We start from the raw sequence: 22,477 nt of genomic DNA on the forward strand, positions 1-22,477 counted from the left end.
GTATTCATACGTCTTTTCCAGATGATGTATTATGGCATCCAGAACATTTTGCTACCTCGCAGAGAGAGCCAGAGAGCATGCAGCAGCACTCCAGGAGACCTCCGGGAGATATGAACTGAGAGAACACCGGGGTAAATCCGGATCATCTGTACGCGACCAGGGCCGCGGTATAATCATCGCCTGAAAACGCAAGATGGCGGGTGGAGCCGCATCTTCCCCATATGCAGTCTTCCTCCTCCCGGCAGAACTCACCTGCCAGGCGCCATTACCCTGTTCTGCAGAGATTCTCCTCTGCACAGGCAACCATACGCGGATAATAGGTGTGGACATACTCCTTTACCATCCTGCGTGCCGAGAAGAGCGGTGGAATACTCTTCATCGACTCTTTCATCATAGCGATCCACCCATGCGGGATCCCATTCATTGCCCGGTTATAGTAGAGCGGGGCAATCTCATCTTCCAGAAGGCGGTAGAGGGCCTGGGCATCATCCGCTGTCCGGTCGCCACGTCGTCCGCCGCCTCCAAACGCCCAGCCATTCCTCCCATTATAGCCCTCACACCACCAGCCATCAAGGATGCTGCAGTTTATGACGCCGTTCATAGCCGCCTTCATCCCACTCGTGCCAGAGGCTTCAAGCGGAGGGAGAGGCGTATTGAGCCAGAGATCAACGCCATGCACCATGTACTGGGCGATCTGTTCTCCGTAATTCTCAATAACAGCAATCCTGCCTGCCATCTCCGGCCGCATTGCAAGCTGATAGATCCGCTGCAGAATCTTCTTTCCCTCTGTATCATCCGGATGCGCCTTCCCGGCAAAGATGATCTGGACGGGATGCCATGTATTATTCAGGATCTCTGCAAGCCTCTCGACATCATAGAGGAGGAGATCCGCGCGCTTATATGAAGAAAAACGCCTGGCAAACCCGATTGTGAGAACACTCGGGTTCAGCAGTGTTCCTTCAGCCACCAGGTTCTCAGGCTTTTCAAGCCCTTCAGCCCACTTTCTCCGTTTATACTCCCGTATCCTGTTGAAAAGCTTCATTTTCAGCCAGGTATGCTGCTTCCAGAGAACCTCATCCGGGATATCATCAACAACAGCCCATATCTCCGTATTATCATGTTTCTGCTGCCAGTGAGGGCATATACGGGCGAAATACGCATTCAGGAGCATCTCCATCCTGGGATTCAGCCAGGTCGGGAGATGCACCCCGTTTGTTATTGCATCTATTGGGATCTCGTCTTCCTGAAGTCCGGGCCAGCACCCGCTCCACATCCCCCGTGTCACCTCGGCATGCTTCTTTGAGACTGCATTATGATAATGTGAAAGACGGAGCGCTAAAGCTGTCATATTAAACCCGTTACCCGGATTATCCGGAGAACTGCCAAGGGCGAGAAAATCCTCACGTGTCATACCGAGTTTCGCGATGTAATGGCCAAGATGCTGTTCAACCAGGTCCGGGTCATAGATATCGTGACCTGCAGGAACCGGGGTATGCGTGGTGAAGACCGTCAGGCCGCGGATCTTTTCGAGGGCCTCACCGACTGGTATGCCTTCTTCCTCCACGTACTCCCGTGCAAGTTCGAGGAGTGCAAATGCAGAATGGCCTTCATTCAAATGAATGCCCGAGAAACGCACACCCAGTTGTTTTAGTATGTGACGGCCGCCGATCCCAAGAACGATCTGCTGGAGGAGCCGCATCTTTCGGTTCCCGGTATAGAGATGGGAAGAGATGCCGCGGATATAGGGATCGTTCTCAGGAATATCAGTATCAAGCAGATAGAGTGGAACCCTTCCGACATCGACTCTCCAGACAGCCACTGAGACAGGCGGATCGATATCAGGGACCCCTATGACAAGATCCCTCCCCGACTCGTCACGCAGCCGCGTGATCGGGGCACAGTCACGGTTTACGGTGAGCGTTATCTCCTCCTGCCATCCGTCTGCGCGAATATGCTGGTGGAGGTACCCCCGTGAGTACATAAAACCGATGCCGACAAGCGGGACATTCATATCAGAACATTCCTTCAGGTGATCACCTGCCAGGAAACCGAGGCCGCCTGCATAGAAGGGGAGTGAATGGTGCAGCCCGTACTCGGCTGAAAAATATGCAATGGTAAACGGTTTTTTATCATAGTGTTCACCAAACCACCCTCTCTTCTGCTTCATATAGGACCGGAGCCGTTTCAGTACCACATCATAGTCCCTGAGGTAGGCGGGATTTTCACTCGCAGCCTCGAGGTAGCGGTACGGTATCTCCCGAAGCATCCGGACAGGATTATGGTTGCTCTCCCGCCATGCCTCCTGGTTGATCTGTTTAAAGAGCATCCGTGCCTCGGGATGCCAGCTCCACCAGAGATTATAGGCAAGTTCCTCAAGTCCGACAAGCCGTTTGGGCAGTCTCATATGATTATCCCGAACGTGATCCCCGCTGGTCATCGATGACCTATTGAACCATACTGATACTTAAGGAACGCGTATCAGGGGAATCATCGTGCCCGGCCATATGTTTCAGTAGCCTGGCAAAGTGAGCTTGTGATCCCGATTGTGCACCACCCTGCGGGAAGGCGCCATCTCCAGTTCCCTGCCTCTGTCCCGGGCCTGTTCATGCGTGCTTCTGATCCACAATTCAGCAGATCCCAGACCGGCACAACCGCGTGCCTCGCAACAGAAGAGAAGGCCATTCTGAGCAGTACATCTGCGATATCATCAGCTGAAACCTCCCTGCCCAGGTAGCGGCGAAGGCAGGTCCGTTCACGCCTGGTGGCATCATCAAGAAACCAGCCCCTGGCCGGAGGGTTGTCGTGGGTGCCGGTGTAGATGTATGCATTCTGCGGATGGTTATGCGGAAGATGAGGATTCTCTGCATCTCCGGAGAAGGCAAACTGGAGCACCCGCATCCCCGGTATGCCAGCTTTCTGCATCAGATCCGTTACTGAATCATCAATTACCCCGAGATCTTCTGCAACCAGGCAGGCATCCGGGAAATGGCGATCTATGGCAGAAAGGAGCGTTTCCCCAGGCCCTTCCATCCACCGGCCCTTTCGTGCGGTCCTATATTCCGCCGGGATTGCCCAGAAGGCTGCAAGACCGCGGAAGTGATCGATCCGAAGCCGGTCATAGAGGGAGAGGGCACGCCCGATTCTCGAGAGCCACCATGTGAATCCTTCTTCTTCATGCTGATCCCAGCGATACAGGGGATTGCCCCACCGCTGCCCGGTGGAGCTGAAATAGTCGGGTGGGACACCGGCAACCTCAGATGGAAGACCACGTGCATTGAGCTCGAAGAGATGGGGATGTGCCCATACATCGGCACTGTCATGGGTGGTATAGATCGGCAGATCCCCAAACAGCTCAATACCATGAGACGATGCATGGGAGCGGAGCGCCTCCCACTGGCGCATAAACAGCCACTGTTCCACCCAAATGGTGTGGATTCGGGCAGCATTCCGACTGGCTGCCCCGGATAGTGCATCCGGATCCCGGTCCCGGAGAGCCGGATCCCATGCTGTCCAGGGAGCATTGCCGTGATCTTCTTTCAGCACCCGGAACAGTGCATAATCAAAGAGCCATCCGGACTCTTCCTGGATAAATGTCTCAAGGTCATCACAAAAACCTGCTGCAGGCAATCGTTTAACCACAGAGTCCATGAGTTTGTCCCGTATGGCACCGGCTCTCGCATACTGTACGGGTCCGATCGGTTGCCTGGCTGCCTGGCATTCTGCTTTTGTAATCAGGCCGTCCTCAGCAAGAAGATCAGGACTGATCAAAAGACGGTTTCCGGCAAACGAGGAGTCCGCATAGTAGGGAGAGCCGTCAGCGCCTGCCGGGTTCAGGGGCAGGATCTGCCAGATCCGCTGGCGGGCCTGCGCGAGAAAATCAATGAACTCAACTGCAGCAGGACCGAAATCACCGATGCCATGGTCTGAGGGGAGAGACGATACCGGACAGAGAATACCGCTTTCACGCGATCCGGTCATAACCTCACCCCGAGGAAGGCTCCGACAGCCTCGTACTGTTCGATCAAGGACCGGCACATCTCCGGGAGCGGGAGGGAGTCGCCGGGTGCCGGATCAAAGGCATCTCTCAGCTGGATAAATGCATTCTGCGCCTCCCAGAGAGGCGGGTCAAGAGATAGTTCGGTTATTGCATCGATAAGCGCGATAATTGATCCGGTGATGGAGGCGTTCTCGGGATCTTTTAGCAGATCCCGGATCAGGTCCCTGAGCCTGTTGCCTGCCAGATAGGAGAGCTGCGTCTTGTCTGGTGAGATGGAAAACCGCTGCATTGCATCAACACACTCTGCTATACCGATAGGATCAGGACGGTCATGGCCAAGTTCCGTGATCAGATCCCTGTTGAGGATGTGTCCAACAGGAACCGCTATTGCCTCCGGGATTGGCATATCCAGCAGGTGCATCGCCTCCATGAGTGGAAGGTATGTCCGGTAGATATCCTGGAACGAATCCTCTATCGATCTGATACTGGTTTTTAGAATGAGCCTGACAACCCTGCGTGCCTCGTCTCTGAGGAGATCCGTTCCCCTCAGACATCCATCTCCAAACCAGCCAGCCAGTTCCCTGTAGAGAGTCTTTGAGTCCGGATCCCAGAAGGCGGCAAATAGAGCATCGCGGATCTCCTGGAGATGCTGATCACCAGCATACGGCACAACCCCGGCTATGAGGTCAGGGCCGCCGGGGTACACCGCTGCATAGCTGAAATCCTTTGATTCGCAGGTTACCAGAGACTGGATACCGGCTTTGCCAACAGCAATCCGCCTCACCCCCTCCTGCTCCCTCTCTTCAGAACAGCGGGTCACCTGGTAGATGTCATGGCGGCTTGTTGCAGGATAGGAACAGAAGAGTGATGTCAGGGCATACTGGCCGCATACCTTCCTCAAATCCGTCCTATACGGGACAACGAGCCTCTGCCAGACCGTTGCACCATCTGACAAGCCGGGCCTGTTGGACCGGGCTTTCCCAAGAATCTGAAGAAAATCCTCTTCAGGATCGTCGCCGCCGGTCAACCGGCAGAGCTGCATGGCCCGGGCAGCATACCACATCACCTGTACAGCCTCAATTCCCGAAATATCATCGAAAAACCAGCCACAGCTGGTATACATCAGCATCAGGTTCCGCTGCATCTCAAGGAGTTCAAGCGCATTGACATGCTCGTCACGGGTTAAGGGATGATCTGCATGCTTCTTTAGGAATGCATCCTGCACCTCCCTGCTTCTCTCATTGATAACCCTGATATAGTCATCACGGGCAGCCCAGGGGTCAGCAAAGATGGCAGAGCCTGCATGCTCAAAATGCACTGCACCACGATCACGCAGGAGATCAAAGGCTGCACGGAGATACCCTCTCCATGCAAGCGACCAGTCAGGATGTGCACCGGTGGAACAGGTGCACCCACCTTTCCACCGGGAGAGGGCGTGGGGACAGCTCCATGCAGTATTTTCATGGATCTCGATCTCCATTACCGGGGGATGATCAGCAAGATATTCGCCATAGACCGTACGTCTCACACCTTCGCTCTCAAGCCTTGAGAGGCAGTATGCAAGTGCCATCTCCCCGAACCGGTAATGGTGTCCATAGGTCTCCCCGTCAATGGCAAAATGGACGAGCTGATCTGTTGGGCGATCATCAAATGCACTTCTCAGGTGGTCAGCAAACCAGTGGCCATCCCTGAGCAGGTTGCCGAATGCAACCTTATGGGCGATCCCGTCATTATTGACAAAAACTGCCATATCCTGGCCGTTGCCTGTATCCACCCGATAGGGAATCGTTGGATCCAGCCAGCCGCCGGGCAGATCCATCCAGTCACCATCTTCGCCGGACCTGACCCGGCGAACCTGGTGCGGCTCGAGGATGACAAACCCGATCCCCTCGTCAGCCATGATCCCAAGTGTCTCACGATCAACGGCGAGTTCCGGGAGCCACATCCCTTCCGGCTCCCTCCCAAACCGGTGATGGAAATCCTCAATACCCCACCTGACCTGGGTTTTTTTATCCCTGAGCGTCGCAAGCGGCATGATCATATGGTTATAGCACTGGGCTATCGCCGGACCATGACCTTTGAAATGGCCTGAACCGATCCGATCGGCCTCAATGAGAGCAAGATACACAGTCGGGTTCTTGTCTTCGAGCCAGGAGAGAAGTGTCGGTCCGGCATTGAAACTGATCATCGAGTAATTGTTTACCACGCTCGTGATCAGGCCGTCTTCATCGAGAATCCTCGCAGCGGAGTTTGGTGCATAGCATTCGGCGGTGATCCGTTCGTTCCAGTCATGGAAGGGGTACGCGGAATCCTGCACCTCTATCCGCTCAAACCAGGGATTTTCCCGGGGAGGCTGGTAAAAATGGCCATGGATACAGATGAAACGGCTCATGATACATCTCCCCTGGGCCTGAGGATGAGTGTTGCAAGCGGCGGCAGGGTGAGAGAGAGGCAGTATGGATGCCCATGCCAGGGTTGACCGCACGCCTCGAGTGCACCGTTATTGCCGCAGTTGCTCCCCCCATAGTATGCAGAATCGGTATTGATCACCTCCTCCCAATACCCAGCGACAGGCACCCCGATACGATAGCCATACCGGGGAACTGGTGTGAAGTTGCAGACCGTACAAGCCAATCGGCCTTCCGGGCTTCTCCGGAGATAGGTGATCACGCTCTGATCCCGGTCACCGTGATCAATCCACGAGAAACCGCGTTCACCGTCATCGTTCTGATGGAGTGCAGGCTCGTTTCTGTAGAGGGAGTTCAGGTCACGGACAAGCCTCTGGACACCCCCGTGCATCCCGTCAGAGAGGTGGTGCCAGTCAAGGCCTGCATCATGATCCCACTCCTTCTCCTGCGCAAACTCCCCTCCCATAAAGAGGAGTTTTCTCCCGGGATGTGTGTACATATATCCATACAGCAGCCTGAGGTTCGCAAACTGCTGCCACCGATCTCCTGGCATCTTCCCAAGCAGGGATCCTTTGCCATAGACCACCTCGTCATGGGAGAGAGGAAGGAGATAGTTCTCCGAGAATGCATAGATGATCGAGAACGTCAGCTCGTCATGATGGTAGGGGCGGTGGACAGGATCCCGTTTCATATAGCGGAGCGTATCATGCATCCATCCCATATTCCATTTCATGCCAAAACCGAGCCCTCCTGTATAGGTGGGGCGGGTGACCATTGGCCATGCTGTCGACTCTTCAGCGATCACCTGGACATCAGGAAATGCAGCATATACGGTCTCGTTTAATAACCGCAGGAACTGTATCGCCTCAAGGTTCTCCTTCCCCCCGTACATATTCGGAGTCCAGTCACCTGATGGGCGTGCGTAATCCAGGTACAGCATCGAGGCAACCCCATCGACTCGCAGGCCGTCTGCATGATAGTAATCCAGCCAGAAGAGAGCACTTGAAAGGAGGAACGATCGGACCTCGTGGCGGCCGTAGTTGAAGATGCAGCTCTGCCATTCGGGATGGAAACCTTTGCTGGGATCTGCATGTTCATAACAATGTGAGCCGTCAAAGACCGCAAGGCCATGGAGATCTGAGGGGAAATGCGACGGCACCCAGTCAACGATCACCCCGATATCTGCCTGGTGGAGCGTGTCGATGAGATACATCAGGTCCTGTGGCGATCCATACCGTGCGGTTGGTGCGAAGTAGCCTGTTATCTGGTATCCCCATGAACCGTAAAACGGGTGTTCCATCAGGGGAAGGAACTCGACATGGGTAAAACCCATATCACTGACATATTCGGCAAGGAGAGGAGCCAGCTCACGGTACCCGGGCATTCTGTCGTTTTCTTCCGGGATACGCCGCCAGGATCCCGGATGCACCTCATAGATTGCGAGGGGAGCGTCAAGGGCGTTTGCCCGAAAACGGCTCTCCATCCATTCCTGATCGCCCCAGGTATAGGAGAGAGAGGCAACAGAGGAGGCAGTCCTTGGCGGTTCTTCCCACTGGAACGCAAGTGGATCACCTTTGAAGAGTCTCCTGCCCGAAGACGTCTCTATCGCATACTTATAGATTGAGCCGGAGGCCATCCCGTCAACCGAACCCTCAAAGATGCCTGAGCTGTCCCATCGGGGGTAGAGGGGATCAACACCCGGAGTCCAGTTGTTTTTGTCAGAGACAACAGATACACCCCGGGCCTCGGGAGCCCAGACCGAGAAGTCCACTCCATTCCGATGCGGTTTGGAGCCGAGGAACTCATAGATCCGGGCATGCGAGCCCTCTTTAAAGAGATAGATATCATACTCGGTTGGATCTCTTTTTTCCATGATGATCGTTCCCTCCGGGATTAGCAGAGAGGAGGCTTGAGAACCTTCAGATAGACGTGGTTCAGCTTCTCCGTCACCCTCTGCCAGTTAAACTGTTCGATGACCTTCTGCCTTCCAGCCACCCCCATAGAGGTGAGGAAGTCGGGGTTGTTGAGGGAATAACAGATCGCCCAGGCAATTGGTTCCGGTGCCGGGGGTACTTTGATCCCGTCGACAAGATTCTCGATATTCATTGAGAGGCCACCAACATCAGATGCCACGACACCTTTTTTGGCACTCCATGCCTCGGTGAGCACCAGGCCAAACGGTTCGTTCCTGCTCGGTATGCAGATGAGATCCGCTGCATTCAGGAGTTCGAGATGTTCGGCATCAGAGATGTAGCCGGTGAATTGGACAGGCAGACCACGTGATCGCGTTTGCAGGAGAGGCAGCATCTCACCCTTGCCAGCAAAGATAAACTGCACATCCCCTCTTCGTGCCAGCACATGCGAGACGGCATCAAGCAGGATATCAGGGCCTTTCTGCCAGCCAAGACGTCCGACAAAGAGAACAAGCGGAGCCAGCTTATGGATTCCGTACCTTTTTTTAATGGCCCCCGGCCGTATATCAATCATGTAGAGAGAGGGATCAGTGCCATTTGGAATAACGGATATCTTCCACTCAAAAACATCATACAGCCACATCAGTTCCACTTTCATGACCTTTGAGACGGTAATAATCTCACGGGCAAGGGCAGCCGATGATCGTTCAATCTCCGATATCTCAATAAATTCCTTCCAATCACCAAAAAAGCCACCGTTTCTCCCATATTCAGTTGAATGAAAGGTCAAAAGACAGTTCCTGTCGGAAAAAGTCTGGAGTGTCTGGTAGAAGTGCCAGTCATGAAAATGGAGGAGATCAAAGGGGGGATCATCATACGCAAGGAACCGCTCTGTCGCCTCCTCGCTCATCTCCCTGCAATGGGAGAGAATGTCGCTCTCTTGTGGCGAGAGGGAGTGAAAGTGAACGCCATTCTTTGTAAAATCCTCTCTTCCCCTGGTGAAGTAATGAACCTCATGGGTTTTCGCCAGCTCTTCTGCAAGATATGTGGCAGCAGGCGCCAGTCCCCCTACCTTCTCTGTATACACAGATTCCCAGGCAAAAAATGCTATTTTAAGCGGTTCCATAAGGTCAAAACCCTCCTGTCAACCGCTTTTTGGATCTCCTCACGGCTCTTCAGGGAATGGATCTCTGTTGCAAGCTTATCATCCCTGACAATATCCCTGATCCAGTTCTCAAAATCCTGTGACTCGGAATGGTGGAGGATACATGCGTCACTGGCTACATCCAGGAGTTTGGCAAACTCTTCCAGTGAATGGGCAGAGAACCCCTCACGGTGATAGGGGGTGCAGAAATGGAATGCATGATCCGGGGAGATGCAGCGGAGAATGCGGACTGCGGACTTTGCCCTGACCAGATTGATCTGCTCCTCCTCAAATCTGCTGAGAGCCTTCATATATTCGGTGAAGTACTGGTATGCATCTGCCTGCGTCCGCTGATCTGTCAGCGTCCCGCATGATCCCGATGTGGTTGCCATGTACGAGAAGTGATCCCGTGCCGTGAGACGCCGGTAGGTTGTTTTGTCAGGCACCCATCTGCCTGCAGTCCTGAGAGCCTCAAGTGCCGTGCATTGCATCATATTAATCGGCCATGCTACCGAGGCTGATTCCAGGAGTTCGTCGGGGATCTCTTCTGGTGAAGAGGCAGCAGCAACCGCCTCTCCGGGGAGGATGCTCTGGACACCTGCATCAGAGAGTGCTGCTGGCAATTCTTCGAGAAAGGTAAATATACCGCTTTCTGCAGGGAAGCGGCCTCCAAAGGCCTCCATATCGACCATGATATGGACGATGCCTTCATGAAATGTAGCGAGCCAGCCTGCATAGGTATCCGGCAAGAGAGGATGATAGTTCCAGTCCACATCTCCGAACCGGATGGCAATATCATCTGATAGTTCACAATGCCGGATGAGTACTGGCATTCCATCTGCCAGGTACTGCTGCTCTAATGAAAGACCGGGTGTGTTTTTCCCAAATACATCGGTGTATACAGCCGAAAATCCCATCTCCCGGGCTGCCATGGTGACAACCCGGTTGAAGACCGAGTCGGGGGCAACCAGTATTGACGGCCTTCGTCCGGAAAAATCCTCAATCAATGACCGGTGCTGATCCACCTGGAACCGGTACTCTTCCCTCTCCCGGAAGAGGGGGATAACAGACTGGTAATATGATTCGGCAAGGGGTTCTGCCTGCCTGTGGGTAATGGCATCCCGGAGCAGATCAGAGAGGTTTTGATCTGCTTCAGTCAGTTCTCCGAGCAGGAGTCCTGATACAAGAAAACTGCAGGAGAAACCTTCATCCATCATCCTGAGCAGGAGCTCCGTAGTCGGGGTATAACTTGATGCCGAGAGGCGACGGAGACGTTTCTCTTCCTCTGCCCGGGAGAACAAAGAGGTATCTCGTCCTTGTTTACCTCTCCCTGAAGCATAGAGGGGATCGACCCTTTGCTGGTGACGGAGGAGAAAGGTCATGCAGACCCGTGGAAGACCCTGAGCCTCACCGCGCATGATTGATGGATTAGGAAAGGAGTACTATAATATACTATTTGTATAATAGGGATCACACGAATAATGCCCTCAGATCTGCTATTGAAGGCAGAATCATATCCGGTTGAATCCCTGACTCCTCCAGGACACGATCAGTATATTTGCCTGTCTGCACGAGCACCCCGAGAAGACCGGCATCCTGTGCACCACCGACATCTGACCTGATATCATCACCTATCATCGCAGTCGATCCGGGACTGCTTCCCATTTGGGAACAGGCAGCACGGAAGGCATCGGGAGAGGGTTTTCCCAAGATACGGGCGGTCTTTCCTGTTGCATACTCAAGTGCTGCGACAAACGGGCCGGCTGCGAGGCTGAGACCGTCTGCTGCCATCCAGTACCTGTCCCGTTCGAGAGCAATTGGCAGTGCGCCATCATGGATCTCACGAAACGCGGCATTGAGCACCTGGTAGGTAAATCCCTCCCCGGCATCCCCGATGATGACTGCGTCCACGCCTTCCCCGGTATCGGTGATGCCTGCATCAAGAAACTCTGATCGGGCAGATTCGGTCATCAGGAGGCGGCATGTCGTGATACCTTCCTCTTCGAGGAGACTGAGGGCTGCAACAACTGGTGTCTGGAGCTGATCAATGGAGATCGTGACGCCGGCTTTCCTGAGCCGCTCAGCAATCTCTTTTCTGCTTCGTTGCGTGGAGTTTGAGATATAGCGGTAGGGAATCCCCTGATCAATGAGCCACCGGATCGCTTCAGGTGCACCGGGAACGGTTTGGTCGCCAACCACGAGTACACCATCAATATCAAGTAAGAGTGCGTCTACCTTCATGAGAATCAATCCATCCTGTTTTGCATTTTCTTTTTTTTTGCATACCAGTATCCCGGCATAAAAGAATTATCGCCGCTGATATCTTAAGCAGCATGCCCGGATCACTTTCACCCTTCGCTCGCGGAGTTTATCCCTGATTACTCTGACAGGTTAACTAGTATGGGACGAACTGCTTGGGCGTTTCAGGATGCGGGTTCGTTCTGGCGGCAGAGGATCAGCGCTACACCGGAATACCCGGTGATTGAGCATGATAATCGCTTCCGGGCAAATCTTGCACGTTCACCCGTCTATGCTTCAACATACCAGGCCTGTAAACGAGAACGGGAGGCGCTCCTGAACGCATATGAGGGGATTGACCTTCCGGAGTGTCTTGCAGGAACTGAGATCTCAACAAAAGAGGGAACCTGCTATGTGATCAGAGACAGACCCAGGTTTTCCGGGTTTGCCCCCGATACAATCCCGGTATATGATCATCTCATCCGCCGTCTCAGGCTTGTTCCGGGTATCGGACCTGTCCGCGAGAGGATGCTGAAAGAGAAGGGATGCAGAACCATCCGCGACCTCCTCTATATACGACGGTTCCGGCATTATGCAGACGAGGTTCTCAAAATCCTTGATGCCGGGGATCCAAAAGAGATTCGGGCTTTGATTCGTTCACGGTTTGGACCAGCAGATATCGATATGATCCTCGCATCCACGCTCATCCCAAAAGAGACCTTTGTCTTCCTTGATATTGAGACACTCGGCGTCTTCTCCCGGCCCGTCTTTCTGATCGGATCAGCAGTTATCACCGGAGAGCACATACAGCTCAGCCAGTTTCTTGCCAGGGATATCGATGAAGAGCTGCCCGCACTCCTCGCATGGGAACAGTCCCTTCCACGGGATGCTGTGATCATCAGTTATAACGGACGATCATTTGATGTACCGTACCTTGCTGACCGGTTCGCCTTCTATGGTCATGACCGCCAATCTCCGGATCAGCAGATCGATCTCCTCCATATCACGCGAAGAGTGCTTGGGATGGACCTCCCGGACTGCCGGCTCGGAACCGTCGAAGAGAAGATCCTCGGTATCGCCAGGGAATCAGATCTCCCCGGTGCAATGGTTCCGGAATCCTATGATATCTACCGGCGGACAAAGAATCCGGGACCTCTTATCCCGGTCATAAATCATAACCGGCAGGATGTCCTCTCTCTTGTCTCTCTCTACAGCCATTACCGGGAGATGACGGCGTGACTGCTTCTCTTCTGAGGACCCTCACAGACCGGTTTGGTGCGATTGATTGCGCGCTGTATACCACGAAGCTCCCCGGACGGGAGGCAGCATATACAGATACCCCCGACAGGCTCAATCCACGTCTCAAAGAGTATCTTCATACACAAAAGATCTCCATATACACCCACCAGGCAGAAACGTACGAAGCATTGGCTGCAGGTTGGGATTGTATCCTGGCAACAAAAACAGCATCCGGAAAGACACTGGCATTTGCACTCCCAATCTTTGACCGGCTCATGTGTGATCCGGATGCAACGGCACTCCTTCTGTACCCGACAAAAGCACTTGCCCGCGACCAGCTTGCCACATTCAGGGAGATTGATGCAGCCATAGGCGCAGGCACACGGCCTGCTGTCTATGACGGGGATACGCCCCGTTCTGCCCGTCCCGGCATCAGGGCATCATCCCGGATCATCATCTCGAATATGCACGAGATCCACCATATTCTCCCCTGGCGGAAACAGTGGGCTGATTTCTTTGGTGAACTCTCCTTCATCGTCATCGATGAGGCACACCGGTACCGGGGAGTCTTCGGGTCGCATATCGCCCAGCTGATCCGCCGCCTGAGACGTGTCCTCGCGTTCTATGATGCAGATCCGGCCTTCATCCTTGCAACAGCAACCCTCGGCAATCCCGAAGAGTTCGGATCCGCTCTTATTGGCCGCTCCTGCCGGCTCATCAGTAATGACGGCTCCCCGCAGAACGGGCGGACAATCCTCTTCTATAATCCATATGCCCGCGACCCCGCGGCCTCCCTTATCCAGGAGACAGCAGATCTCTTCGCACTCTCGCTTGGGGAAGGCCACCAGACGATCTGCTTCTCACCATCCAGACGGCTTGCAGAGGTGATTGCTCTGCGGGCAAGGGATGGGTATGCTCATGATCCCAGGCTCAGAGCCGATATCCTGGCATACCGGGCAGGGTATCTTCCGGAAGAGCGACGGGAGATTGAGGTTGCCATGAAGAGCGGAAGACTGAGAGGGATCGTCACCACGAATGCGCTCGAGCTCGGGATTGATATCGGGACACTTGATACGGTTGTGATGGCGGGATACCCCGGCACCACTCTCTCCTTCTGGCAGCAGGCCGGGCGGGCAGGGAGGAGCGGATCTGACAGTCTCGTTGCCATGGTTGCACGGTATGATCCAATCGACCAGTACTACATGCACCATCCGGACCGCTTCTTCAATACCGCATATGAACATGCCGCAATCGACCTTGAAAACCCCATTGCCCTCTCCGGCCATCTCCTCTGTGCGGCAGCGGAACTGCCGGTCTCCAATGGTGACAGCAGCTACTTTGGCCCGCATACAGCAGACTATCTTGCATCGCTTGCAGACGAGGGGCTGATTGCACGCACCGGGAAGGGATATGTCTATGCAGGGCCTGCACGGGCAACTGAACTGGTATCGTTGACAGGATCAGGTTCCGGCGGATACCGGATCACGCTGAACGGGAGGCTTATTGAGACGATGGACGAGTCGCAGGCGTATCGTGAGGCTTATCCGGGCGCAATCCTCCTCCACCAGGGGGAGAGTTATATTGTCAGGTCAGTTGACCGGAGAGACCATCAGATCCGGGTTGAGCAGACCGATCTGGACTACCATACACGGCCACTGATGAGAAAAGACGTCAGCGTTGACCGGATCATCAAATCAGCCTCTCATGCTGGCATTCAGCTCCTGTTTGCAGGAGTGACCGTCACCGAAGATCTGTATGGGTTTCGGATCGTCAGGTACGACCGCGTGATCGGTTCTTCCGAGGTGGATGCCCCGCCGCTCTCGTTTCCGACACAGGGGCTTCTGATTGGCGTTGATGAGGAGATGCTGGCAGGTTACGGAATTACAAATCCCGATGGCGCCCTCCATGCAGCCGAACATGCGCTGATCGCAGCAATGCCCGGTGTCGTCCTCTGTGACAGGTATGATATCGGCGGGCTCTCGACATCAAGTCATCCGGCAGCAGCGGGGCCTGCCGTCATCATCTATGACGGGTATCTCGGGGGTGCCGGGCTCGCGGCAAAGGCCTATGATCTCATCGGTTCGATCATTGCCCTTGCCGGGGAAATTGTCACGGAATGCCGGTGCATCGACGGCTGCCCCGCCTGCATCTTCTCGCCGAAATGCGGCAACGACAACCAGCCCCTTGACAAGGAGGGTGCAAAGGTGCTGCTTCGGTTGCTTTTGCTTATTCTGCAACAACCCTGCTCTCCACCGTCATGAAGATCGGGCCCCGGAGATCGATCTTCTTCTGGTTATCCGTCACGTAGCGCATCGCGTGCTCCTCGATGCGAATATTCACATCAGATGGGAGTTTTGCCATCTTCACCTGCACGGTTGTGCCTTCCCCGCACCGGGCTGCCTCCTCGATCCGGGCAGCTGCGAGGAGCGAGACCGAATCGACAAACCGGATGCCGGTTGCTATACCGTTTGCCCTGACAGATGCAAACTTCTCTGTATCGGGCACTCCGAGAATTGCACCGTCATGGATGAAGATCTCGTTTCCGCAGGCGGGGCCAAGCAGTCTGGAGTTCTCTTCAGGTTCGGTGACAGAGACATCAATTGCCGTTCCCGAAATCTCACCTGACCAGACCGGAAATGAGCAGGGCGAGGGATCTGCTGCATGAGCTGTTGCGACTGCTGCGATTGTTTTTGCCAGCACCCGTCCGGTTTCTGTGACCGGTTCCTCACGCACCCGGACAAAACGGGCAAGATCATGATCTGTTAATCCGGGTGGATAGAACTGGCCGTAGCTGAGTTTCCTGACATCATCTGCATGGTGGATGATCATTGCAAGCCGCTCAACGCCAAGACCCAGGTTCATCACCGGAACACCGACCCCGTACTCGCCAAGTGCAGACGGGGAGTAAATCCCAAAGGTAGCGACCTCCACCCAGTCATGCACCGGGTGGCGGGCATACACCTCGGTCTGGGTACCCGGCATATAGTATTTTGAACGCTTCTCATCAGGCCGGAACTCAAAGTCGGTGAACCCGAAGGCTGAGAGCAGGCCTTCGGCAACAGCCATTCCCTCATCAAGAGTTACTTCCTCGCCTGCAACGATGCAGGATGCGGAATGGTAGCTCATCAGCCGTGTCGGGCCTTCCTCCTGTTCCCTCCGGAAACACCGGTCAATCGAGAAGAGCCGGATCGGGTGGGGCAGCCGGTCGGCAGATTCGCCAAGCGACATGAACCACCCGGACGTCATGTGGGATCTGAGGGTGGAGCGGGAACATTCAGGCGCAAGTTCCCGGAACTCAGGGAAGACCGCATCCAGGATATGGACAACCATCGCATCATCGATATCGAGGACAAGAGACAGCGCGTGGGTGAGATCGTCGCCATCCACATCACCTTTCTTATAGGCATGCAGGGTGTTTCTGAGTGCATCTTCGGTCTCTTTGCTGACAGTGGATCCAATTATACTCTCGATCCCCTCAATCTGCTTCCGTGCGATCCCGACATTGGGGCGGGGCAGGCCACCAAGATAGAAGACCCGGTCCAGTACCGCCATCGCTTCGGGCCCAAACTGCCGGTATACCTCCTGTTCCTCAACGATAACCGGGTTCATCGCCTCGTCAAAGCCCATGGCAAGGTATGCCTGCCTGAGGCGCTGGATGGTGTCATAGACAGGGTGCGGGCGGGCGCGCCTGTACGTATACCGGGGATACTGGCGGGATACTGGCGGGGTGGAGAGTACCCTGACACCGTCATGCCAGGCCCCTTCAAAATCCTCTTTTGCACGTTTTCTAAACTCTTCTGCATCAAATCTCATAGATCCTCCTCAAGGCAGACAACCCGTGAGACCGGGCTCTCGTCACGGATACGGTACCCGGCGGCACGGGCTACCTTCTCTGCAAAAGACCGGACATAGGCGTGGTCAGGCATCTGCTCCATTGCTAATCTGCTTCGACTGTATCCAAGATACATATATCCTTTGATCTCAACGAATGCCGGGTTTGAATCTGCGATGATCTTCCCGTACTGCCCTGGCGAGTGATCATTCAACCCCTTCACAACAGTCGTCCTGATCGCTGATCTCCGGGATGAAAGATACGAGAGGCTCTCCAGCACCTGCTCCCAGTAACCACCCTTTGGGCGGCAAAGAAGCGCATAGGTCTCCTCATCCGGTGCATCCAGCGAGATATAGAGCTGGGTTGGGAACAGATCAGCTACCACCCATGGGCGTGTGCCGTTAGAGACCACAAAAACGGTATAGCCTTCCTCTTTCAGGGAATCAACAAGCCGGGGCAGGTGTGAATAGCATGTCGGTTCACCTGAGAGCGAGATTGCCACCTGGTTCGGGTGATCGGTTGCTGCCTGCCACCGCGCTTCAGTCACGTCGGGATGGGGTTTATAGCCTGCAAGCCCTTTCCGGTGAAGTTTTTTGATCCCTGAGACGATCTCCTCCGGGGCGAGTTCGCGATCATCATTCATCTCATGCTCCATCGAACGCCAGCAGAAGAGACATTGCTGGTTGCAGCGGAGTGTCGGCGTCATCTGGATGCACCGATGGCTCTCGATGCCGTAAAACTGGTGTTTATAGCACATATTGCCGCCCCGAAGCGCCCGTTTGCTCCACATGCAGGGCTTCACGGATGCGGTTGATTCATTTGAGAGGAAGAGGTATCCCTGCTTCCGCAGGGCATCACATGCTTTCAAGCGCATCGATACCAAGAGTCTCTAATGCTTCCCTGAGGGTATTTCTGGTTGCGTCAACCAGACAGAGGCGGGCATCCCTCCTCTCTCCTTCTGCCTTCAGAACAGGGACAAACCTGTAGAATGAATTGAAGAGATCAGCAAGATCCCGGATATATGTTGCGAGAAGATGAGGGCGGAGATCTGTTACCACGGTATCAAGAACCACAGGGAAACGCGCAAGAGCTTTTGCCAGTGCTATCTCGTGGGGATCATCGTAGGTATAGACGTCGGCAAATGATCCTGCTTTTGCCAGGATTGAAGATGCACGTGCGTGGGCATACTGGATATACGGCGCGCTCTGCCGTTCAAAGTCGAGCGCCTGTTTCCAGTCAAAGACAGTGCTCTTCTCAGGCGACACCCGGATGATATCGTACCGGATTGCACCGACTGCAACAGATCGTGCGATCGCCTGCCGTTCATCCTGAGGAAGATCCGGACGACGTTTCGTCACCTCCTCAAAAGCCCTCTGCGTCACTTCACTGATCAGATCATCTGCTGAGATAAATGTCCCCGAACGTGTGCTCATTGCCCCTTCAGGCAGGGATACAAACTCGAAATGAAGAATTTCTGGCGGCCGCTCCCCGATCAGGCGCAGTGTGGCCTGGAGCTGGGATCCGATCAGCTTATGATCGGCTCCGAGGACATCAATGACCCGGTCATAATTTGCATTTTTCCAGATATGATAGGCAAGATCACGGGCTGCATAGACGCTTGTCCCATCAGCACGCCTGAGAACATACTTCTTCTCAAACCCAGACGAAGAGAGATCAAGTGCGAAAAGACCGCCATCATTTTCTGCTTCATCCTGCCGGGAGAGGAGATCCAGTACCCGCTGCATATCACCGATCCTGACAAACGTGCTTTCACGGACATACCGGTCATGATCGGCATTGAGGTGGAGCAGGGTCTCCCTGATTCCTTCAGTGCAGCAGTCAACTGCCTCCCGGAACTCCTGATCGGCAGAGGGATCCCCCTGTTCGATTCCCTTCATCAGCTCTTCAACCCGTATGTTGATCGAAGCGTCTGCTTCAATCGCCCGGTTGGCCTGTACATACACCCTGGCAGTAAAATGGTCACCCTTCTCATCGGGCTTCCTCTCGATCCCAAGTGTGGAGAGACCAAAGACGACGATTGCTATCTGGCGGCCCATATCATTGAGATAATACTGGACCTCAAGCGGATAGCCGGCCTTCCTGAAGGCGCGTGCAAGCGTGTCGCCGATAACCGTATTCCGGATATGGCCAACATGGAGAGGGCCGTTTGGATTTGCACTTGTATGTTCTATTGAAACCCGCTGGTGCTTTTTTTCTCCACTCCCATACCCGGGTTTTCTCGCCATTTCGACTGAAGAACTGACATACTCCGGGCCAAAGACAAAATTCAGGTATGGTCCTGCTGCAGAGATACTAATGCCTTTTAGTTCAGAATTGCCTTTCAGGCGCCCAAGAAGGTCTGCTGCCACCTGTGCAGGCGGTCTCTTCTCCTTTTTTGCAAGTGCGAACGCAACCGTGGATGCAAGATCAGCATGGTCGCCCCCGTCAACAAGGAGAGGATCATGCTCTCCTGTGCATGCTTTCAGCACGCGTCCAATCAGGTCAGCAGTTTCAGAAAACATTATAGCCCTGTCCTGTACCGCAGGATTGCGGCGATACCGCCGAATGCATTATTGAGCATCGCACCTTCCTCAAAGTCATCGGATATGATCTCAACGTTTGTGCTGCTCTGATCGGCGAGCGTTGTTAGTTCATCAATAATATCGGTCTCTTCTTCCAGCTGGAGCGGAGAGGTGCAGTCCGGGCAGTTCCCAAACTCAATATCAGAGGATTTCTTCCCCGGTTCGGTCTTGACAGTACGCTCCTCGCGATAGCCACAGGCACCGCACCTGATATCCAGGCGGACCTCACGGAGCTTATCAGAGAGGAGAAGCGTATCAACAGCACCGGTCTCAAGGTTTTTCCTGATGCTGGCTTCTCCATATGCGGCAAGCCCGTCATCCTTTGTGAGTTCCTTGAAGAACCGTGACATGATCGCTTTCTCCCTCATCAGTTCGACGCCTTTCAAGGCATCGGCTGCTGCATCAACCAGTTCGGCAAGCCCGCTTTCGTTTGTATACGCAACATCAAAGAGGCCGACCAACCGCTTCTTCACCTCATGATGAAGGAAATCCCCGTCTGCAAACTCTTCTTTGGTTGGTGACGGTCCGCCGATGAGTACACCTTTGAATCGTTCGAAGTAGTCTTTCTCAGAGAGGAAAGCCTCGCTTGATCGCTCCCCGACCTTTTTATAGAACTCATTGATTGCGATCAGCCGGAGCCGCTCAAAACGGGCAGCAGACTGACCACCTTTCCGTTGTTTGCCGGGAACTGTCGAGTTGGTTCCATTTACAGGCTCGATCCGGTTCCCGCGAAGAAAGCCCCAGTACGCTTCACGCCTGTCGATGACGAGGAGACCGTAGACATACTTCTCCTCAAGCATCTGCTTCAGTGGTTCAAGCTCAAAGCCTGAGCTGCACCGGTACATGTACGTGCCAAGCGGTTCAGGTGGCTCAATGATGGTCGTCTCAAACGAGCTCCTGTCACCGCCGATATTGACCGCACCCGAGAAGACTGCCATCCCATGTTCGGGTGGGAAGCGGTAGCTCTTCAGGCGTGAGAGGATCGAGGAGAGGGCGCTCTGTACATTTGTCTTTGTCTGTTTGCTTTTGATATTCGCTGACTGCCCGTATTCATCACGAAGCTGTGCTGTCACATCGGATATCTGTTTATCCGGGGGTATATACAGGGAGATTAATTCTGTTCCACTCCCCTCTTTCTCCTCAAGCCGCTCAAGCATCTTTTTAAATTCATAGCGGCGGCGTGCCTCGTCTTTATCTGCCTGGGTAGTATCTGCCATGCGTATCTGTCACCAGTATAAAACCGTTTACACTTGTTCTTCTGCCCAAATAAAAGTGCTTATGCAGAATAATGGAGCGCCCCGAAAACGCCCCTGCACCAGTATTCGAATGGATCCGGGATCATAATTCCTGGCATCTGAAGAGGAGGGCGATCGTCTTTGCATCAGCGATCCGGCCATCCCGGGCCATCTCTTCGGCAACGGATCGTCTGATCCTGACGACATCAATCACCTCATCCTCATCGGGCTGGTACTCATCTGCCGGCTCAAGATCACGGGCTTCAAAAAGATGGAGCACCTCGTCGGTGTACCCAGGCGAGGTCAGAATAACACCCCGGGATATAAAATTGCCTGATCTGAGGCGGGTCTCCTCGATCAGCTCCCGGTATGCAGTCTCAACCGGAGTCTCCCCCGGCTCCATGGTACCGGCAGGCGCCTCATAGATATAGTCCCCGACTGCCGGCCTGTACTGCCTGATCAGGTAGCAGTCGTCGCCATCACAGGGGAGCATGGCGACTGCCCCGCCGGGATGGACGATGATCGCCTCCCTGGTCTTCCCGTTTGGAAGGGAAACGTTCCGCAGTTCAACAGAGAGACGCTTTCCCTGGTAGATGATCGTCATTTCAGTACTGCTCCCGGTAGGTGATTGGATCATCTATTCCAACAGCCCGAAATGCCAAAAGCCGGTAGTGGCAGGATGAACAGATGCCGCATGCGGGATCGTTGTCCTGGTAGCAGGACCAGGTCTCGGCATAGGGAACACCAAGCGAGAGGCCCTCCTTCAGTATCTCTGTTTTATTCATCCCGGCAAACGGCGCCATGATCCGGATTGGCGTATCTGCCATTGTCCCCAGATCGATGACCCGCTGGAACGCCTCGATGAACTCCAGACGGCAGTCAGGATACCCTGCATAATCACCTGCCTGCACCCCGATGAAGACTGCATCACCACCGCGGGCTTCACAGAAACTCGTTGCAATAGCAAGCAGGTTCGCGTTCCTGAATGGCACATAGGTATTTGGATGAGTCCCGGACGATTCCTCATGGGTTTCAACTGCCATACCGGGATCGGTCAGGCTGCTTGCTCCAAAGATCCTGAAGTAGTCAAGGGATATGACAACCGGCGGTTCTGTTCCGAGGAGATCTGCTATCCGGCGGGCTGAGCGGAGTTCTCTTGTTTCTGTCCGCTGGCCGTAGGTGATATGGAGAGGGAGGAGATCGTAGCCCATATTCTTTGCATAGTATGCAAGCGTTGCCGAGTCCATTCCCCCGGAGAGGAGACACACTGCTTTCATCGTACACCAATCTGTTTGTGAAGCTGGAGCTGAAGCCGGATCCGGTGATCCCAGCTCAGAAGTTCTTCTGCTATCGCCTGGTAATCAGATCCTGCAACCGGAGAGATAAAGATCTCCGCCTCTGTCGGGTGGGACCTGATGATGTCATGGGCATACTCAAGATCAGCCAGGTTCTGGACAACGAACTTGACCGAGTCTTCTGCGCGCAGCCCTGCAAGGAGACTGGTATCGCTCGTCTCACCAGATGACGGGCATTTGACATCCAGGGTGATGGATGCAAACGGAGTGACCGAATCAACTGGTATCGTACCATTTGTCTCAATATCAGTCATATATCCCAGACGGCTGAACTCTTCAAGGAGAGGGAGGAGTTCTTCTGCCTGGAGAAGCGGTTCTCCTCCGGTAATACAGAGATAGCTATTGCCAATCTCCCGGATCGTCTGCAGGATCTCGTCTCCGGTGAGTTCTGATCCTGCACCCGGATCACGCGCCGCAGGCGTGTCGCACCACCGGCAGTTCAGATTACAACCCGCCAGACGGAGAAACGTGCAGCGGAGACCCTGGTTCCTGCCTTCACCCTGAAAACTTGAAAAGATCTCCGCAACCCTCATA

Annotated in this window: 17 protein-coding genes; 3 read left to right on the plus strand and 14 right to left on the minus strand. The window is 54.3% G+C overall.

Features of this window, described 5'->3' with window-relative positions:
• Positions 1-31: 31 nt before the first annotated feature.
• On the plus strand, positions 32-184 hold the full coding sequence (locus ABCO64_RS07835) for a hypothetical protein (protein ID WP_253459181.1): 153 nt from the start codon (positions 32-34) through the stop codon (positions 182-184).
• Between the two features lie 81 nt (positions 185-265).
• Here ABCO64_RS07835 and glgP read toward each other — a convergent pair whose 3' ends face one another.
• From glgP to ABCO64_RS07870, 7 genes are all read right to left on the minus strand, one after another.
• Complete coding sequence (gene glgP / locus ABCO64_RS07840) at positions 266-2,404, minus strand: alpha-glucan family phosphorylase (protein WP_253459184.1); 2,139 nt, start codon at positions 2,402-2,404, stop codon at positions 266-268.
• An 83-nt stretch (positions 2,405-2,487) separates the two neighbouring features.
• Entirely contained in the window at positions 2,488-3,978 is a 1,491-nt protein-coding gene (malQ, locus tag ABCO64_RS07845; RefSeq protein ID WP_253459187.1) for a 4-alpha-glucanotransferase, read from the minus strand.
• Positions 3,975-6,389, minus strand: a complete 2,415-nt coding sequence (locus ABCO64_RS07850; RefSeq protein ID WP_253459190.1) for a DUF3536 domain-containing protein — start codon at positions 6,387-6,389, stop codon at positions 3,975-3,977. Before ABCO64_RS07850 ends, malQ begins: the two co-directional genes overlap by 4 nt.
• Positions 6,386-8,278: a 1,4-alpha-glucan branching protein GlgB gene (gene glgB, locus ABCO64_RS07855; RefSeq protein ID WP_253459193.1), complete on the minus strand. Its 1,893-nt coding sequence runs from the start codon at positions 8,276-8,278 to the stop codon at positions 6,386-6,388. Before glgB ends, ABCO64_RS07850 begins: the two co-directional genes overlap by 4 nt.
• 20 nt (positions 8,279-8,298) lie before the next feature.
• Positions 8,299-9,444: a glycosyltransferase family 4 protein gene (locus ABCO64_RS07860; protein WP_253459196.1), complete on the minus strand. Its 1,146-nt coding sequence runs from the start codon at positions 9,442-9,444 to the stop codon at positions 8,299-8,301.
• Positions 9,426-10,880: a polysaccharide deacetylase family protein gene (locus ABCO64_RS07865; RefSeq protein ID WP_253459199.1), complete on the minus strand. Its 1,455-nt coding sequence runs from the start codon at positions 10,878-10,880 to the stop codon at positions 9,426-9,428. The genes ABCO64_RS07860 and ABCO64_RS07865 overlap by 19 nt, the downstream gene beginning before the upstream one ends.
• A 52-nt stretch (positions 10,881-10,932) precedes the next feature.
• Entirely contained in the window at positions 10,933-11,703 is a 771-nt protein-coding gene (locus ABCO64_RS07870; protein ID WP_253459202.1) for a TIGR01458 family HAD-type hydrolase, read from the minus strand.
• Positions 11,704-11,862: 159 nt separating this feature from the next.
• Here ABCO64_RS07870 and ABCO64_RS07875 point away from each other — a divergent pair, with 159 nt between their 5' ends.
• Complete coding sequence (locus ABCO64_RS07875) at positions 11,863-12,939, plus strand: ribonuclease H-like domain-containing protein (RefSeq protein ID WP_253459204.1); 1,077 nt, start codon at positions 11,863-11,865, stop codon at positions 12,937-12,939.
• The gene (locus ABCO64_RS07880; protein ID WP_253459206.1) at positions 12,936-15,200 is read left to right on the plus strand and encodes a DEAD/DEAH box helicase; all 2,265 of its coding nucleotides are present in this window, start codon (positions 12,936-12,938) and stop codon (positions 15,198-15,200) included. The genes ABCO64_RS07875 and ABCO64_RS07880 overlap by 4 nt, the downstream gene beginning before the upstream one ends.
• Here the strand turns inward: ABCO64_RS07880 and sepS are convergent.
• From sepS to ABCO64_RS07915, 7 genes are all read right to left on the minus strand, one after another.
• The gene (gene sepS, locus ABCO64_RS07885; RefSeq protein ID WP_253459209.1) at positions 15,166-16,752 is read right to left on the minus strand and encodes an O-phosphoserine--tRNA ligase; all 1,587 of its coding nucleotides are present in this window, start codon (positions 16,750-16,752) and stop codon (positions 15,166-15,168) included. The two genes, ABCO64_RS07880 and sepS, sit on opposite strands and share 35 nt — an antisense overlap.
• On the minus strand, positions 16,749-17,645 hold the full coding sequence (gene twy1, locus ABCO64_RS07890) for a 4-demethylwyosine synthase TYW1 (RefSeq protein WP_253459212.1): 897 nt from the start codon (positions 17,643-17,645) through the stop codon (positions 16,749-16,751). The genes sepS and twy1 overlap by 4 nt, the downstream gene beginning before the upstream one ends.
• The gene (argS, locus tag ABCO64_RS07895) at positions 17,626-19,293 is read right to left on the minus strand and encodes an arginine--tRNA ligase (protein ID WP_253459215.1); all 1,668 of its coding nucleotides are present in this window, start codon (positions 19,291-19,293) and stop codon (positions 17,626-17,628) included. Before argS ends, twy1 begins: the two co-directional genes overlap by 20 nt.
• The gene (gene prf1, locus ABCO64_RS07900) at positions 19,293-20,570 is read right to left on the minus strand and encodes a peptide chain release factor aRF-1 (RefSeq protein ID WP_253459218.1); all 1,278 of its coding nucleotides are present in this window, start codon (positions 20,568-20,570) and stop codon (positions 19,293-19,295) included. The genes argS and prf1 overlap by 1 nt, the downstream gene beginning before the upstream one ends.
• Before the next feature lie 121 nt (positions 20,571-20,691).
• A complete protein-coding gene (locus ABCO64_RS07905) occupies positions 20,692-21,225 on the minus strand; it encodes an NUDIX hydrolase (protein ID WP_253459220.1) in 534 nt (177 codons plus the stop codon).
• On the minus strand, positions 21,194-21,865 hold the full coding sequence (gene queC / locus ABCO64_RS07910; RefSeq protein WP_253459224.1) for a 7-cyano-7-deazaguanine synthase QueC: 672 nt from the start codon (positions 21,863-21,865) through the stop codon (positions 21,194-21,196). Before queC ends, ABCO64_RS07905 begins: the two co-directional genes overlap by 32 nt.
• Positions 21,862-22,476: a 7-carboxy-7-deazaguanine synthase QueE gene (locus ABCO64_RS07915; protein ID WP_253459226.1), complete on the minus strand. Its 615-nt coding sequence runs from the start codon at positions 22,474-22,476 to the stop codon at positions 21,862-21,864. Before ABCO64_RS07915 ends, queC begins: the two co-directional genes overlap by 4 nt.
• Position 22,477: the final 1 nt, after the last annotated feature.

Source organism: Methanocalculus natronophilus (assembly GCF_038751955.1).
Taxonomy (GTDB): Archaea; Halobacteriota; Methanomicrobia; order Methanomicrobiales; family Methanocorpusculaceae; genus Methanocalculus; species Methanocalculus natronophilus.